This window comes from Streptococcus sp. Marseille-Q7156, from assembly GCF_965119495.1.
Window position 1 is genome coordinate 1,415,590 of the sequence record NZ_CBCPLU010000001.1, and the last position, 16,007, is coordinate 1,431,596.

Annotated in this window: 14 protein-coding genes; 2 read left to right on the forward strand and 12 right to left on the reverse strand. The window is 37.6% G+C overall.

Annotated elements, in window-relative coordinates:
- The first annotated feature begins 8 nt into the window (after positions 1-8).
- Together sstT and ACWPV5_RS06570 are read left to right on the forward strand one after the other, a co-directional pair.
- Positions 9-1,214 (forward strand): serine/threonine transporter SstT, encoded by a 1,206-nt coding sequence (gene sstT, locus ACWPV5_RS06565; RefSeq protein WP_219966922.1) that lies wholly within the window; start codon positions 9-11, stop codon positions 1,212-1,214.
- A 67-nt stretch (positions 1,215-1,281) separates the two neighbouring features.
- Positions 1,282-2,235 carry an aromatic acid exporter family protein gene (locus ACWPV5_RS06570; RefSeq protein WP_219966923.1) on the forward strand — a complete coding sequence of 318 codons (954 nt, stop codon included), beginning with the start codon at positions 1,282-1,284 and terminating at the stop codon, positions 2,233-2,235.
- 50 nt (positions 2,236-2,285) lie between these two features.
- Here the strand turns inward: ACWPV5_RS06570 and asp5 are convergent, their stop codons facing one another.
- From asp5 to ACWPV5_RS06630, 12 genes are all read right to left on the reverse strand, one after another.
- A complete protein-coding gene (gene asp5 / locus ACWPV5_RS06575; protein ID WP_000569970.1) occupies positions 2,286-2,510 on the reverse strand; it encodes an accessory Sec system protein Asp5 in 225 nt (74 codons plus the stop codon).
- A gap of 4 nt (positions 2,511-2,514) precedes the next feature.
- Complete coding sequence (gene asp4, locus ACWPV5_RS06580; RefSeq protein ID WP_001278708.1) at positions 2,515-2,694, reverse strand: accessory Sec system protein Asp4; 180 nt, start codon at positions 2,692-2,694, stop codon at positions 2,515-2,517.
- A gap of 1 nt (position 2,695) precedes the next feature.
- Entirely contained in the window at positions 2,696-4,033 is a 1,338-nt protein-coding gene (gene gtfB, locus ACWPV5_RS06585) for an accessory Sec system glycosylation chaperone GtfB (protein WP_261097655.1), read from the reverse strand.
- Positions 4,026-5,537 carry an accessory Sec system glycosyltransferase GtfA gene (gtfA, locus tag ACWPV5_RS06590; protein ID WP_454382945.1) on the reverse strand — a complete coding sequence of 504 codons (1,512 nt, stop codon included), beginning with the start codon at positions 5,535-5,537 and terminating at the stop codon, positions 4,026-4,028. Before gtfA ends, gtfB begins: the two co-directional genes overlap by 8 nt.
- 12 nt (positions 5,538-5,549) lie before the next feature.
- Positions 5,550-7,922, reverse strand: a complete 2,373-nt coding sequence (secA2, locus tag ACWPV5_RS06595) for an accessory Sec system translocase SecA2 (protein WP_454382947.1) — start codon at positions 7,920-7,922, stop codon at positions 5,550-5,552.
- Positions 7,915-8,355, reverse strand: a complete 441-nt coding sequence (asp3, locus tag ACWPV5_RS06600; protein ID WP_454382949.1) for an accessory Sec system protein Asp3 — start codon at positions 8,353-8,355, stop codon at positions 7,915-7,917. The genes secA2 and asp3 overlap by 8 nt, the downstream gene beginning before the upstream one ends.
- On the reverse strand, positions 8,352-9,884 hold the full coding sequence (gene asp2 / locus ACWPV5_RS06605; protein ID WP_454382951.1) for an accessory Sec system protein Asp2: 1,533 nt from the start codon (positions 9,882-9,884) through the stop codon (positions 8,352-8,354). The genes asp3 and asp2 overlap by 4 nt, the downstream gene beginning before the upstream one ends.
- On the reverse strand, positions 9,868-11,448 hold the full coding sequence (gene asp1, locus ACWPV5_RS06610) for an accessory Sec system protein Asp1 (protein ID WP_454382953.1): 1,581 nt from the start codon (positions 11,446-11,448) through the stop codon (positions 9,868-9,870). Before asp1 ends, asp2 begins: the two co-directional genes overlap by 17 nt.
- Before the next feature lie 9 nt (positions 11,449-11,457).
- The gene (gene secY2, locus ACWPV5_RS06615) at positions 11,458-12,675 is read right to left on the reverse strand and encodes an accessory Sec system protein translocase subunit SecY2 (RefSeq protein ID WP_454382955.1); all 1,218 of its coding nucleotides are present in this window, start codon (positions 12,673-12,675) and stop codon (positions 11,458-11,460) included.
- A 443-nt stretch (positions 12,676-13,118) separates the two neighbouring features.
- Positions 13,119-13,886 carry a glycosyltransferase family 2 protein gene (locus tag ACWPV5_RS06620; RefSeq protein ID WP_454382957.1) on the reverse strand — a complete coding sequence of 256 codons (768 nt, stop codon included), beginning with the start codon at positions 13,884-13,886 and terminating at the stop codon, positions 13,119-13,121.
- 97 nt (positions 13,887-13,983) lie between these two features.
- Positions 13,984-14,895, reverse strand: coding sequence for a glycosyltransferase family 2 protein (locus ACWPV5_RS06625; RefSeq protein ID WP_454382959.1), 912 nt, complete (start codon positions 14,893-14,895; stop codon positions 13,984-13,986).
- Positions 14,896-15,987 (reverse strand): hypothetical protein, encoded by a 1,092-nt coding sequence (locus ACWPV5_RS06630; protein ID WP_454382961.1) that lies wholly within the window; start codon positions 15,985-15,987, stop codon positions 14,896-14,898.
- Positions 15,988-16,007: the final 20 nt, after the last annotated feature.

Genomic DNA, 16,007 nt, shown 5'->3' on the forward strand with positions numbered 1-16,007 from the left:
AGATTGTTATGAAAAAATTTATTCATGCTTGGAATAAGGCAAGCCTAATCAAACGTATCTTGATTGGCATGCTTATTGGAGGAACCCTAGGACTGACACTTCCTAACATTTCAGGAATTGGCCTGCTCGGAGATCTCTTTGTTGGTGGCCTCAAAGCCATCGCACCGATTCTGGTCTTTGCCCTCGTTGCCAATGCCCTTTCCCAACATCAAAAAGGGCAAGATAGCAACATGAAAACCGTTATCTTCCTTTACTTAGTAGGAACATTTGCGGCTGCCCTTATCGCTGTACTAGCAAGTTTCATCGTCCCTGTTGAAATTACCCTAAATAGTGCCAATACAGAAATCGCACCACCAGATGGAATTGGTCAGGTTCTCAGTAATCTCTTACTTAAACTGGTTGACAATCCAGTCAATGCCCTTATTACTGCCAACTACATCGGTATCCTATCTTGGGCAGTTGTTTTCGGGATTGCCATGAGAGAGGCCAGCAAAAATAGTAAAGAATTATTGAAAACTATGGCTGATGTAACTTCTAAGATTGTCGAATGGATCATCAACCTAGCTCCATTTGGAATTCTTGGCCTTGTCTTTAAAACCATCTCTGATAAAGGAATCGGAAGCCTAGCCAACTATGGAATCTTGCTTGCCCTCTTGGTGACAACTATGTTCTTTGTGGCTCTGGTAGTCAATCCATTGATTGCCTTCCTCTTTATGAAGAGCAACCCTTATCCCCTAGTTTGGAAATGTTTGCGTGTCAGCGGTGTGACAGCCTTCTTTACTCGTAGTTCTGCTGCCAACATCCCTGTCAACATGAAACTTTGCCACGACCTTGGACTGGATCCAGATACCTATTCTGTTTCTATCCCACTTGGTTCTACTATCAACATGGCCGGGGCAGCGATTACTATTAACGTTTTGACCCTTGCTGCAGTAAATACTTTGGGAATCCCTGTTGACTTTGCCACAGCCTTTGTCCTCAGTGTGGTAGCAGCTATCTCAGCCTGTGGTGCTTCTGGTATTGCCGGAGGATCCCTCCTTCTTATCCCAGTTGCTTGTAGCCTTTTCGGTATTTCTAACGATATTGCCATGCAAGTTGTTGGGGTTGGTTTTGTGATTGGGGTCATCCAAGACTCATGTGAAACAGCCCTTAACTCTTCTACAGACGTCCTCTTTACTGCCGTTGCCGAATACGCAGCAGCCCGTAAAAAATAGCGCATAAAGACAAGCCTGCTCAGGTCTTGTCTTTTACGCTTTTATTCTAACTTACCAGGAAATTCTTATGTCTATTAGCCAACGTACGGCCAAGCTCATCTTAGCTACCTGTCTTGCCTGCCTTCTTGCTTATTTTCTCAATCTTTCCTCAGCTGTCTCGGCTGGAATCATCGCTCTCTTGAGCCTATCTGATACACGTAGAAGTACTTTAAAACTGGCCCGCAATCGGCTCTTTTCCATGCTTCTGGCTCTGGTTATCGGGGTTTTGGCTTTTCACTTGAACGGATTTCATATCTGGAGTCTTGGCTTCTATCTGGCTCTTTATGTTCCCCTAGCCTATAAGATGGGCTGGGAAATTGGCATCACACCAAGCACGGTTTTGGTTAGCCATCTCTTGGTTCAAGAGTCAACCTCTCCAGACCTTCTAGTCAATGAATTCCTTCTCTTTGCTATCGGTACAGGATTTGCCTTACTTGTAAATCTCTATATGCCTTCACGTGAAGAGGAAATCCAGCACTACCACACGCTGGTTGAAGAAAAGTTAAAAGATATTCTCCAGCGCTTCAAATATTATTTATCCAGAGGGGATGGACGCAATCAAGCACAGCTGGTAGAGGAATTAGACACCCTTTTGGAAGAAGCCCTCAGACTGGTCTACTTGGATCACTCTGACCACTTCTTTCACCAAACTGACTACCATATCCACTACTTTGAGATGAGACAGCGACAAAGTCGTATCCTACGAAATATGGCCCAGCAAATCAACACCTGTCACCTAGCTGCCAGTGAAAGTCTGATTTTGGCCCAGCTCTTTTCAAAAATTGCAGGGCAACTGAGCCAGACCAATCCTGCTTCTGATTTACTAGATGAAATTGAACGCTATCTAGAAGTCTTTCGCAACCGCAGTCTGCCCAAGACAAGAGAAGAATTTGAAACTCGTGCCACGCTCCTCCAACTCCTACGCGAAGCCAAAACCTTCATCCAAGTGAAAGTTAATTTTTACAAAAAATATGGACAGTAAAAAAGAAAACTTCAGACAAATCACAAAAAGTGAATATCTGAAGTTTTCTTTTATTTGTAAGTTATCACCATGAAGGTTAATAGTAAAACGAATAGGGCCAAACTCACTAATAAAGTGAGAACCTTTACTAAGGTGTTGCTCTGCCAGTAACTTGGTTTACCAATATTACTAGTCGCATCCATGGAAAATAGTTGATTTTGACGGGGTTGTATAGTTACCAATACAATCAAAGCAAGAGATAGGATAATAGCTAAAACAATCAGTATTTCAATCATAGGTCTACCTCAAAATTCCCAGCAAAGTGAAGAGCAAACCAATCAGAATCATCAAACCCAGTAAGAGTGAAAAAGTTTTACTAATCTTTTCCCCTCGGGTTTCTTTTTCCTTCTTGATAGGTTTTTGTTTCAACTCTTCCATGCGACCTTCAACGTCTTTGTAAAATAAATCTTCGTCTGACATGTTAGCCTCCTAAAACAGTTTGCATGGTTTCCTGATATCGCACCAAGTCAACATAGTTTGCATGTTGGCCTTGTTTGCCAAGTGCCCGACGCATTTGATCAACATCTGAAAGGGTCAGTTTAATGGTCTCAACCAAAGCAGAAACCTCACTACTTTCAAATAGATGGTCTGGAGCGATATAAAGTCTATTGTGGACCGTTTGATTGAAGCCCAGAATCAAGAGATTGTGCTCAAAGGCCTGACGCACTGCCTGTAGCAACTCATTGCTGTGGTTTATATCCAAGTAAATATCCGACAATTGATACAGTTCCTGAATCTTCTGTGGACTAGCGTTCTGGTAAAGAACCACATTAGGATAACGAAGCATGTCTAAGAGCTTAGAAGACATCTCTGTCACCGCTGCGATACGGAAAGTGACATCAGGCAAGGCTTCTACTATCGCTTCTACTTGCTCAATCTGATCTGAATTGGTCAAGATTAAGGCATCTCGTCTTAGGAAATTATCGCGTTTGAACTGGTAATGATAACCCAAGTGCACAAACTGATTATGATATTTCTCGTCAGTCAACTCTAAAGCGCGCTCATAAGTCGCCTTGTTGGGAATGATGATTTTCTTAGTACGCACATCATCACTTTCCAAAATCAACTGCATATTGCCTGGAATAGCATCATAGAGAGGTTCCTGCCAAACTAGGATATCTGAGCCAGACTTATCTGGATGATGGAAGGAAACCAAGAAAGGAGTCGCTAAGGTATTAAAGATAAGCTGAGTTGTATCTATTTCCAAATCTTGCAAAAAGAAAGTGATAAATTCAACCTTATTTGCAAAGTAACGAATAGACTGACCAGGTAAGGTCAATAAGATATCACCCGTCACATGGTTTTCAAGTAAAACCTCCTGACCATTAACATCTTGGTAAACCGTCATAATCGGCTCACTATCTGCGCTATGGGTCGTTGTCGCAAAGCAAGCTCCAAAGCGATTGTAGTGGTCAATCTGACGTACTCGACCTTCCAAGTCTTTCCAATCTACCTGTTTAACCAAGCGGGCCTGCAAACCATCAGCATAATGAATGACGGCTCTCTCCTGTGTCATATCTTCAATACGAGCAGACTGATTATCTCCTGAGATTTCCCAAAAAGCTGGAACAGGAACTTGGTTAAAATAGAGAGGTTTTCCCTTTTCATATCCTAGATAATAAGTAAAAGGAGAGACCAGACCATCAGGTAGAAAACCATCTGCATCGATGACTACTCCAAGTTGAGAAAGACCAGTAGCGACTAGACTTTCATGTAAATCTCGACTTTCCTGACTATAACGATCATAAAGTTCAATCATGAAGCACCTCCTCTACTGTTTTCTTCCACTTTTCTAAAATTTCTTCGGTTAAGAAGCCTTCTGCAATTTGATAAGAATGGGTACGCATATCCGCCAAACGATTTTCTTGATATAGTTGACAAATCTTAGCTGCATAAGCTTGCTTGATTTGATCTTCCACATGGTCAGATGAACTTGGAATCAAATAACCATTTTGCCCATCTTCTATAAAGGTCTGATTGCCATAAGGCACATCAAAACCAATTAGTGGTAAACCTGAACCAATAGCTTCCATCAAGGTCAAACCAAATCCTTCACTGGTAGAAGCCGTCAAGTAGACCTCATACTGGCTATAAATCTGCGAAAGTTCCGCATGTCCCTTGAGTTGGATATAGTCCTCCGCCTGATGAGTTGTAATAATGTCTCTAAGCAGAGAATCTTCTCCACCGCTACCATAGATATCAAAGGTTAATTCAGGAATTTCCTTACGCGCCTCAATGACCGCCTTGACCAACCAGTCAATGTGTTTTTCTTTGGCAAGACGCGAAGCCGTAATCAATGAAAATGGCTTACGTCCCTGACTTGACTCAGTTAATGCATCAATACTTCCTACAGGAATGGTAACAATCCTTGGTTGGTGCTGGGTGTATTTGGCAAATTGCTCTTGCAGAACTTCTCTCTGTCTATCAGTGGACACGATAAAGAAATCAACCTTATCTGCATTGGTAAACTGGTAGTCGTAATAGTTGTTCCAAAGGATATAGTCCTCATTTGTAGCATTTTCACTATAATGCTCCGCATGAACAACTACCGCTAAATGCGCTGCTTGTGCTTCCTCAAAAACAACCTGACCAATGCCTGTCTCCCTATCGAGAATGACCAAATCAGACTTGTTCAAATTCAAAGATTTCATAAAGGCACGCATAAAAGCTTGCTTCCCATAGAAAATCTTATCCTTGAAACGATAAACTTCTTCCTTCCCTTGATTCATCAAGATATCATAGGCTGGAGTCCCGTCTTCATTATAGAAAGTTCTTTGGTATAGGACTGCAACATTATCCTTGGGAGCAAAATACTCGCTACAATAACGCGTATAAGAAAAGTAATCCTTGCGAATCAGTTTTCCTTTAAAGACATACTCTGCGTGTTGAACAAGATCCTTTTTCTCATCTACTAAATAACAAGTGATAAACTTGTCTTGGTCAGAAAAGAAAAGACGTAAGACCTTGCCATTTTTTTCCCTTCGTTCCTCTATACCTTCAAAATAAGCCAAAACATCATCCACTGTCACTCTAGTCGGTGCAATCTTGATATCTGTGAAATGATTATAAAGCCAGATAACTTGATCATCATCAAAACCAATATTGGCTGTTAAGTGCTGAATATTATCGGCTAAAATCATATCTGTAAAGATAAACTTAGAGGACAGATTTAATTTTCGAAAAACACCAGCACGATAGGCTTGTGCGTATTCAACACCGCTACTAGCCCATCCAAGTCCTAAATTTATATTGTAAATTGTCATATTTTCCTCTTTTTATGGGAAATGAGTCATAATCTCACCCTTAGGAGTGACTTCAACCAAGCCCATCAGGAGATTACGCACCATATCCGCACGAATTTGTTCTTTCATGGTTTCAAAGCCTGCATAGGCTTCTTGATAGTACTCTACGATTGGATTTTTCTGACTATTAGATTGACCACCGATAGCCATAGATAACTGTTGTAGATAGTCTACCTGCTCTACCCAGTTGTCATCAATAGCCTTGAGCATAGAAAGTCGTAAAAACTGTTCATACAAGCCATGTTCCTCAAGCAATTCTTTCTTTTCAGAAAGTTCTTTATCAATCACCTGTTTCATAAAGCTACGAACTGCAGTTTTGTCAGTCACATTTACATAGTCTGGAACTTCTTTAATATGAAAACTAATATTGGTCACAATGAAGTGGAAGAGTAACTCTCGGCTTTCATAACTTGAAGAGGTCACTTGCCCTATGTAGCTAGCAATGATTTTCTCAACAACATCCTCTAAGTCACGAGAACCATCTATTAGACGATTTCTTTCTTTATAGACCATATCCCGTTGAATATTCATACTCTCAGCATATTCTAGAGTCTGACGACGTGCCGAACGTCCAGCACTATCACTGGCATGCTGAGCCTTTTCGACTAGCTTCCGGTATTTACGACCTTCCAATACTTCAGGTTGAGTCATATCTTGAACCTGATAATCTTTGTACTTTTTATGCACCCAAGATGGCCCAAATTTCTTAATAACATCATCTTCTAAGGATACAAAAAACTTACTCATACCAGGATCTCCTTGACGACCAGAACGGCCACGAATTTGCAGGTCAATCCGTTGGCTTTCCATTCGCTCCGTTCCAATAACAATCAAGCCTCCAAGTTCTGCAACCCCCTTACCAAGCTTGATATCCGTACCACGTCCTGCCATAGAGGTAGCCACTGTAACAGCCCCCATCTGACCTGACTCAGAGATGATTTGGGCCTCACGCGCCGCATTATTAGCATTTAAAACATTATGGGCAATTCCCTCTCGAAGCAAGAGTGACGAATAAAGTTGAGACATTTCAACTGAGCCTACAAAAACGAGTAGGGGATTTCCCTTAGCATGGTATTCTTTGATATACTCCAAAGAAGCATACACTTTTTCAGGTAAAGTGACATATAGATTATCTGGATAGTCAATCCGTTGTCTAGGACGATTGGTTGGAATGCGCACTACAGACATATTGTAAGTTTCAAGAAGCTCTTTTTCTGCGACTTTACCTGTTCCCGTCATTCCAGACACCTTATTAAACATCTTAAAAAGGCTCTGATAGGTGATAGAAGCCATGGCCCGTGTTTCTGGAGATAATTTGACATGTTCCTTTGCCTCAATAGCCTGATGGAGACCTCCCTGTAGTTTGGTCATTTCCATTAGACGCCCCGTCCCCTTATCTACTAGTACCATCTCATTCCCACGAATAACATAGTCCTTGTCTTTTGTATATAGCTTGTGGGCTCGGATCGCATAAACTAAATGACGAGCAAAGGTTGCATTATCCTCATTATAAAAATGGTCAATCCCTAAAAAACTTTCAGCAGCTTTAGCACCTTTAGTGGTCAACCAAATCTCATCCTTTTCCTCTTTAAAGATATAGTCTTCCCCTTCTACCAACGTCGTTACCAGCGTATCAATAATACCGTAGTGATTAGACTGAACACGCGGAGCACCAGCAACAATCAGAGGAGTTTGAGCGCTATCTAGTAAAATATCATCTATTTCATCAATGATGACATAATCAAAAGGACGTAAAAATTTAGATGATTCATCAGAAGCTAAATTATCATTCAAATAATCAAATCCCAATACACTATTGGTTGTGTATATAATATCTGATCCATAAATAAGTCTTTTTTCCTCAGGTGTATATTCTTCACTAGGATCACCTGTAAAGGGAATACCAATGGACAAGCCTAAAAAACGATAAACCTGCCCCATTTCTTCAGCATCACGCTTAGCAAGATACTCATTTGTTGTAATAACCATCGTTCCCTTGCCTGTTAAGGCATTAAGATATACAGGCATAGTAGCCGTCAAGGTTTTCCCCTCACCCGTATTCATCTCCGCTACATTACCTTGATGAATAACAATTCCTCCCATGACCTGTACATCATATGGGAACATTCCTAACACCCGTTTATCTGCTTCGCGTACTACTGCAAATGCCTCAACCAAAAGATCATCCACCGTTTCTCCTTTAGCAAGACGTTGTCGAAACTCCACTGTTTTTGCCGCTAATTTTTGATCAGATAGAGATTCCATTTCCCCTTTTAGGGCATTAATCTTTTTTAAAATCCTTTTGACTTTCCGCAACTGAAAATCTTGACCAAAACTTTTAATCACGATTCATCTCCTCGATATAAAAATCATAAAAGTCTAACGACTCAAAACCTGCACTTAAAAGAGAAACTTCATAGATGTAGGCTTCTTTGGGATAAGTAAATATAAATTGTTTAACTTTTTCTACCTTTTCTTCAATTACAGACCCATAGCGGTCAAAAAATCTAATTTTTATATATAATCCTTGTTCGGGTTGACAATTGAAATTCATACTTATTTGATAATCCTGTCCTCTTTTTAATAAAGGCAGACTAACTTGTGTTCTAGATCCTTGATAGTTTAAACTAGAAGACCAGCTCCTCAAAATTTCTCCAGATGTTACCAAAGGATTATAGAGATTGACATGATTTTTACTGTGGTAGAACACCTGTGTACCATACATAAATGTCCCTCCAACTTCTCCCCACTCTATTCCTTGTCTTTGTTTGATAATCATTCATCACCTCTCCCAAAATCTGCTTCTAAGACCATACGATAAAAGTGCAAAAACCAAGCCACATTGGTATCCGTATCATCATTATGTCGTCCCGCTGTTCCTTTGGAAAGTATTTTCGCTCCTGTATAACATAAGTGATCAACTAATTGTTCATAAGCATGGCTATCCATATCTTCATCCTTCATATAAGATAGCCCAAAGATTGTATTTGAAAAATCTGCTTGTTTAAAAACTTTCCAAAAACGTTGATCTAATTCCAGCATATGTTTAGAACTAACTCCCCCAGTTTGATGGTGCAGAATATCAAAGGATGTATTAAATACTCCCGGAGCTTCTAACCGTCCACGACCAGCGATTGTTCCAATATTAGCAAGAGGTTTACCGACAATAATAGCATGAGGCTCAAAGAAGGCGCCATAATAAAGAGATGGAAATGTTCCCATAGAAAGACCTGACAAAATCAAATCTTTTTTATCAAATCCTAGATAATCTAGATAGTGAAGAATGGTTTCCTTTACCTTATTTTCTAGCTCCTCACTTCCCAAATAAAAGGCGCCACCTTCAAGACGTGGATCAGAAAACAAGATGAAAGGACAACCAAGATTTTTCAACATGTAATATCCTTCAAAACCTTCCGCAGAACGATACCCTGCAAAGTATACATTCAAAGGAGGTTTAAAATCTCCAGGATGGAAGAAATAATTAATTTCTTCACGCTTACTATCGTGTAAGATATTCCCCCCCAAGAAAAACTTCCCAAATTGCTTACGAGTCCAACGTCTGTGTAGACTTCCTAATTGAAGCACTCCCTGACCACGTGCTAAAATAGAGATTGCTAAATAACCTTTAGATTCACCTGGAATGACGAATGCTTTTTCCAAATCGGACTCATTTAGGACTATCTCCTCCGTAATTTCTGAAACTGATCCTTGTTTTATTTTCTTTATACTAACTTGAAATTCTACCCCATCACTTTTTTCATACTCTAACCACAATTCAATAGGACGTTCTTCTTCTAACATCACATTATAGCTCCAAAAAGCTAACTGAGAAAATTCTTCTCCAAAATCTCCCTCTAATCTTAAATGTTCAAATCCTTGATAAGAAATCGAACCCTGAAAACTAGGGTTAACTTGTAGCATAAACGGATTCAACTTATCTCCATATCCGCCACCAAAGAGCGAAGTCGACAAATCTTCCAGTAATGTTTGAGGGTCTGAAAAATCAACAGCTTGAGCACAAGATCTTTTTAGAAATGATGAAATGGTCAAGTCTGTAGTTTCAAAACTTTTGTTATAAAAAAGAGTATGAGGTTCTATGTGATTTACAAACGGAAGTAAATCTTTCAGACACTGACCGTCCTCTATTAAAACAGTATGAAAACTGGTAATCCCATCCATTTCCATCACTTTTCTCAGAGCAAGAGAAGAATTAGGGCAAAAATAATACCAATCCATATTATCAGGAATTTCAAAATAATGTTTCCAATTGTAAATTCCAATTTGTAAAATTTTAAGATTTTTTGACATCTGTGATTTCTCCTATCCAATTTTGGAGTTTTTCTAAAAACATCTGTCCCGTATGTTCCTTGATTTTTTCTACAGAGTAAATCAAGGCTTGATTCCACTCCTTAAGTGTATCCAAATAATAATGGATTGCCTTTTGAAGTTCTGATAAATCAGAAATAAGATAACCGTTCTTTAAATGATCCACATAAACTGTTTTCACTCGATTAATTTGAGGAATCCCTGCACTAATTCCAGCAATTTGAGTATAAAGATGAGGAAGTTTACCTAAGTCTACAATTAAACGTACAAATTCCAAGGTTTTAATTAAATCCAGTTCGTCATTCATATTAACGATTTGATATCTCAGCTCCTCTACTTTATTATCCTCTAAAGGATTTTCTGAATCGCCATAACCCGCATCTTTTTCCAAGGATTGACTATCGATTCTCTCTTGTACAATCTTCTGAATTAAATCCTCAAACTGCTCTAGCAGTTCTTCATTCGTCGCAAAGGTACCAAATATCAATTCCACATCTTTTGTTTTCGAAACAAAATCTAATATTTGATATATTTCCTCTTCATCAATTCCCTCTTCAAAATGAAGCTGATAATAAATAAAAGAGGTTTTTCTTGTCTGGCTACTCCCCAAACGTAGACGAGTATCAAAAGGAGACAAATGTTTAAATCCTTGCACACTCTCTGGATACAATTCTTTTAAGAGTTGCAAACTATCTTCCCTATCTACCAAAGTAAAGTCTACCTTATTGAATATTGGCAATAAAGCAGGAAATGTATCTTGAGGATTTCGATCAATAAAGAGACTCAAAATCTTATGACTGTCTTCAGGTAAAGTTCTCATAATCAAATCATTGTGAACTTGATGGGCTGGGATAATAAATAAATGATTCTTTTTATAAATTTTACTTAGTCGTTTTTCAAAAAATTCCTCTACTATCTCTCCTATATGATTATAACTCAATAATTTAAAACGATAACCAAATATTGGATTAATCTCAATACGTCCACCATCCTGCAAGTGCTCTCTAAACTGCCAAATTCCCTTAGTATTCAGATAATCTTGATAGTAAGCTACATCATCTTTAAAATAAATAACACTAGATACTAGCCCCCTATCATCCATAATAAACTGTTCAGAACGTTGACCTTGACTATTGAAGTATTGGATATGACTAATAAAACCTTCTACACCATGTTCTACCTGTGCATACGGTCTACCTTTCCTCTGCACCAATATAGCAAATGGACTATAAATAAATTCACACTCACTATCCCATTCAATATCTTTAAGATTTAAAATCTGTGAATGTTCAACAGAAAAATCTTGCATATCATCAAATACAGAATAAGCTTCTGTCTCTAAAACACCATGACGATGTAAAAAATAACGAAGATGAGGTTGGTAGGATAAAACCAACAACTGTGAACCTAAGCCCTGCTCCTGTAATAATCTAAGTTGATTAAAGGTATCATCAAATTCAAGTTTAAAAAAAGTACGATACCAAGGAATTAAATCAAAATGCCATGGTCTATCAGTCCCATACCATGCTGGAATAAAATAATACATATTCACCTCCTAGATAAGTGGTTTATAAGTTTCGTTCATTCTTAAAGCCTTTACTTCATCTTTTACATTAAAAATCATTCCATTAAGCATTAAAAACAAACCAGGAATCATGGCCACTCGCAACAGTTTTTCATCAAACAAAACAAGGAGCATTGGCAAACCAGCCATAACCACATTAATAATTCCCCCTACAATAGAAAAGCGGAAAACTAGAGCGTTGATAAAACGACTAGTCTCCTCACCTGGATATACTCCATAGATATATTCACCTGACTTTTTCATTCTATCAGCAATCTGATCTCCACTTACATTTACAAATGCAAATGCAATACTAAAAATAAATAAAATGACTATATATAAATAAATCCATAGTGGCTCACCCATTTTATATTGATCAGACAACTCCATATATATGGGATTTTCTGGAAATATAGCATGTAGAAGAAGCAAGACATAAGTAGGTAAACTCATAAAAGTCATAACATACATATACGGCATTCCCCCAGCAGGATTTAGCATTACCTCAAAATAAGAATATCTCTTAAATCGACTATGCAGTCCAACTTTATGCACAGGTAAACGATATCGCGCTCGATACAATATTGAAACAATATAAGTAAAAAGAACTCCCATCAGAACTAATAATAGAATACTGATATAAGATATATGAATAACTTTAAACGTTTCAATCATATCCTGCGGAATAGTCAATACCATACTTGATAACAAAATAACCATCGGACCGCCTATACCGTTGATAGCATTGATATCTGACAGCCAAACTAAAAAGAAGGTTCCTGCAATCAGCAAAAGAGTATTCATCAAAATAATCAGAGTTGAAGAAAAGATTGGCTGGATAGGAAGTTTTAAGGAAATAACCAACGACTGGATAATCGCAATAAATAAGGTTATATACATTCTCCTCCTATCTTGGACTTCTATTGAAAGAGATGAAATACCTAATCGTTTAGAGAAAGATAACATCTGCCATAAAAGCATCGAAGACATCCAAGGAGAAAGGCCTACCGAAAGCAAAGAAAGACTCCTCAGGTTTCCACCTGTAAGAGCTGTAGAAAAAGCTAGATAGGCAGTTGAACCACCTAAAAAATCTCTGCTATTTACATTAACAAAAGGAAGAGTTAGCCTACTTCCCAAGACATAAATAAAAATTAAAAATAGGGTCACAAGACCTTTTTTTACTATTATAGACGAAAAAATGTTTTTCATATCCAATCCTTTGTTTTCTTAACTTCTAGAAAATCATCTAACTTTCAGCACATAATAAAAGAAAAATATAGCCTTTTAGTTCAAACATAGTATTTTTTGCTCTTCGAGTTACAGAATAGAAGGAAATAGCATTCTCAGAATTTCATCCCTCATTTTTGACTACTACCTTTTCATTAAATTCTATCTAGAAAACTATTTTAAAATAGGGCAACTATACATATAAATATAGATTAAAATTTTATAGTATATAACTTCTGCTCTTCTAATTATATCAAAAAAAGCAGAAAAATCTGCTTTTGAGTGCCTACAAGATATAAAAGACCTATCAATATTTCCATCACTTTATTCAATGTTAAACGTAAAATTACATTATTTTTGGACTATATTATATCTCCTTAAAAGGTAGTAGGTTGTGCTATCTATAAGTCAAGAAAATAGATCGTTTAATCACTTAATAAATATAGAAGTTCTGCATAGCGTTTAAAGATATCCGTATTTTGAAGTCCTGCTTCTTTTGCTTGATTGTAACGCATTTTTAAATTCATGACTATATTTTCTCTCTCATCTGCTACATTCCAGCCTTTAATAGCATAAACCGCCATTCGTTCCATCAAACAATCCAAAACATCAACCAACAACTTTTCAGTTATTCTACTGCTAATACTGTCCACTCCCACTCTATAATTATAAAGAGCTTTATGAATATAAGTCGAACGGCATGACTCTGCAAAAAGACGATAATTAGTACGAGTATCTTCAATCGTTTTCCCTTTAGGAAAAGAAATAGTATCAAACAATCTACGCGCAAACAAGATTCCCCAACTTGTTGTAAAAGAAAAATCTTTACGTTCTAATAAGGGGAGTTGCTGGATGAGTTCCTCATCGCTATAATGAATCTCATAATAATCATCAAAGATGTGAATCCAGTAACAGTTCTCTTTCACATCAAACTTCTTATAATTCGATACAACTACTTCTGCATCATTAAACAAAGCTGCACGGTACAGATCCTCTACATAAGTCGGTTCTATCCAGTCATCTGAATCAACAAAGGAAAGAAACTCCCCTTGCGCCCTCGCAATACCAACATTTCGAGCATCCGACACGCCACCATTTCCCTTTTCAATATAATGAAAACGACTATCATTCTCTAGATACTCCTGACAAATCATTCCAGATGAATCTGTTGAACCATCATTTACGAGTAACAATTCAAAATTAGTATAAGTTTAATTCAGAATACTATCTAAACACTGATGTAAATACTTCTCTGTATTATAAATCGGAACAATAATACTGATCAATTCATTACTCATCTTCATTCTCCAGTTTCCCTTGATTGATAATACTTTCTAAATCAAGAAGATCAATCTTATTTTTCAACTTTTCCCACTCTTCTTTATATCCATAAACTTCTAACTCTGATAATCTTCTTTTCAACACATAGTTATACATTCTATATGTTTTTACAATATCAATCCCTCCCATATCTTTGGTTTCACGTATTCTTTCTTCCAAAGCATCAACATAATCCATGTGTGATAAGTTAAAAGTATTAGTTAAGCTATTTGGATTATATCGATAAGCATAGACAAACTGATTACTTACCGCTATCTTTTCTGCTTTTAAATAAAGTTTCCATGTTATAAATTGTTCTTCTGCGTATTTTCCATAAGGATATCGAATGCCCTCAAATAAACTGCGCTTATACAATTTCCCCCAAGCAGTTGAAAAACGCAAGAAATTTACATCTTCCATATCATCCATCTGTTGAACGGCATCAATCTTATCAATAAAAGTAATCGGTAACTTAGGGATATAGTGATCCGTAAAGAATTGAAAATAAGGTTCCTTGAAGTAGCAAAAGAAGCCTACCACTAAGTCTGATTCACTTAGCAGACTAGTTGCATATAGTTTTTCCAGAGCTTGCTCCATCAAAAAATCATCTGAATCAACAAAGGTTACATACTCTCCCGTAGCTCTATCTAAAGCATAGTTTCGAACGTCTGAGATTCCTCCGTTTTCCTTAACAAAATAACGAATCCGACTGTCACCTTCCGCATACTCCCGACAAATATCATCAGAAGCATCTGTCGAACCATCATTTATCAATAAAACTTCAATCTCTTGGTAAGTCTGATTCAAAATACTATCTATACATTGTCGTAAATACTGTTCCACATTATAAACAGGAACAATCACAGTAATTAACGGTCTCATCTAACGCTCCCATTCTAAAAGCTCTAACATCCGGATTACAGCCTTCTTAATTGGAAAATTTTCCCTAATCATCCTCCCAATTCGTTGCGTATTTTCAAGAATATCAGCATAACGTTCTTCTGTTAACTCTTTGTATTTCTCCGTTAACTGCTCCAAGTCATCAACTACTAAACCAATTCCCTGGCATTCTACAAATGTAGCTAGTGCTGAGTCGCTCGATACAATAATAGGTAAATCTGCCGCAAGATAAAGAGAAGCTTTATGAGGAGCATTATATCGCTGGTATTCTGCATCACGACCTACTTTTTGAGGATAGGCAGTTGAAGCCCAAACTAAACCAAAACTGCCTTCAAGCATTGTCGGAAGCGCTTCATGGTCATAACTACCTCTAAAACGAAGGTTTTCTCTTTTTTCTATATCTAGACCATAGAGTTCAGGATTTGGTCCGTAAATGTTCATTTCAAACGCATCTGTCATGCCATTGATGAACATAGATTTGTGTAAATTCCCTACATAATCAATAGAAGGTTTTAATGTCCGTTCTTTTTTTGCCCCTTGAAAGGTAGTAAATCCAAAAATATCTAAACTTGTCATTATTGGATCCACGTCAGGTTTTAACAATCTCAAATCCGAGAGCAATCTTTCACGCATCCTTTCAGAGTGAACGATAATTCCATCTACATCTAGCAAATGAACAATATCCTGATGACCATCTATTACAGCACGGCGACTTTCCTCCTCATCAAATTGAATCCAATGTCCTAAATCGTGAATAATCACAACCACCTTTGCTCCTGCTCTACGAGCCTGTTCAAACAACTTTCTTCTATAAACATCTGAGGCCAATAAAATCCATTGTATAAATACAATATCTCCTTTTTTCACTCCTGCCATTAAGCCTGCAAAATGCCTATCCAAGCTTTCTGCAGGCTCATCATCCCACGCATAAGTATAAAGACTTAAAGGCTTAAACTGCAATTCTCTAACTAAAGTTTGTTCAATATCGTATCGGGCTTTACCATAAGCCCCATTTCTCCATAAAACTACTTCACTTTCTCCTGTTGTAGTTTCAGATGTAATCCAGTATGTCATTAATAACTCCTCTTTTGACT

Excerpts from the sequence above, each read along its gene's own strand:
- sstT (WP_219966922.1), top strand. The coding sequence starts at position 9 with ATGAAAAAATTTATTCATGCTTGGAATAAGGCAAGCCTAATCAAACGT.
- ACWPV5_RS06570 (WP_219966923.1), top strand. The coding sequence starts at position 1,282 with ATGTCTATTAGCCAACGTACGGCCAAGCTCATCTTAGCTACCTGTCTT.
- asp5 (WP_000569970.1), bottom strand. The coding sequence starts at position 2,510 with ATGATTGAAATACTGATTGTTTTAGCTATTATCCTATCTCTTGCTTTG.
- asp4 (WP_001278708.1), bottom strand. The coding sequence starts at position 2,694 with ATGTCAGACGAAGATTTATTTTACAAAGACGTTGAAGGTCGCATGGAA.
- gtfB (WP_261097655.1), bottom strand. The coding sequence starts at position 4,033 with ATGATTGAACTTTATGATCGTTATAGTCAGGAAAGTCGAGATTTACAT.
- gtfA (WP_454382945.1), bottom strand. The coding sequence starts at position 5,537 with ATGACAATTTACAATATAAATTTAGGACTTGGATGGGCTAGTAGCGGT.
- asp3 (WP_454382949.1), bottom strand. The coding sequence starts at position 8,355 with ATGATTATCAAACAAAGACAAGGAATAGAGTGGGGAGAAGTTGGAGGG.
- asp2 (WP_454382951.1), bottom strand. The coding sequence starts at position 9,884 with ATGTCAAAAAATCTTAAAATTTTACAAATTGGAATTTACAATTGGAAA.
- asp1 (WP_454382953.1), bottom strand. The coding sequence starts at position 11,448 with ATGTATTATTTTATTCCAGCATGGTATGGGACTGATAGACCATGGCAT.
- secY2 (WP_454382955.1), bottom strand. The coding sequence starts at position 12,675 with ATGAAAAACATTTTTTCGTCTATAATAGTAAAAAAAGGTCTTGTGACC.
- ACWPV5_RS06625 (WP_454382959.1), bottom strand. The coding sequence starts at position 14,895 with ATGAGACCGTTAATTACTGTGATTGTTCCTGTTTATAATGTGGAACAG.
- ACWPV5_RS06630 (WP_454382961.1), bottom strand. The coding sequence starts at position 15,987 with ATGACATACTGGATTACATCTGAAACTACAACAGGAGAAAGTGAAGTA.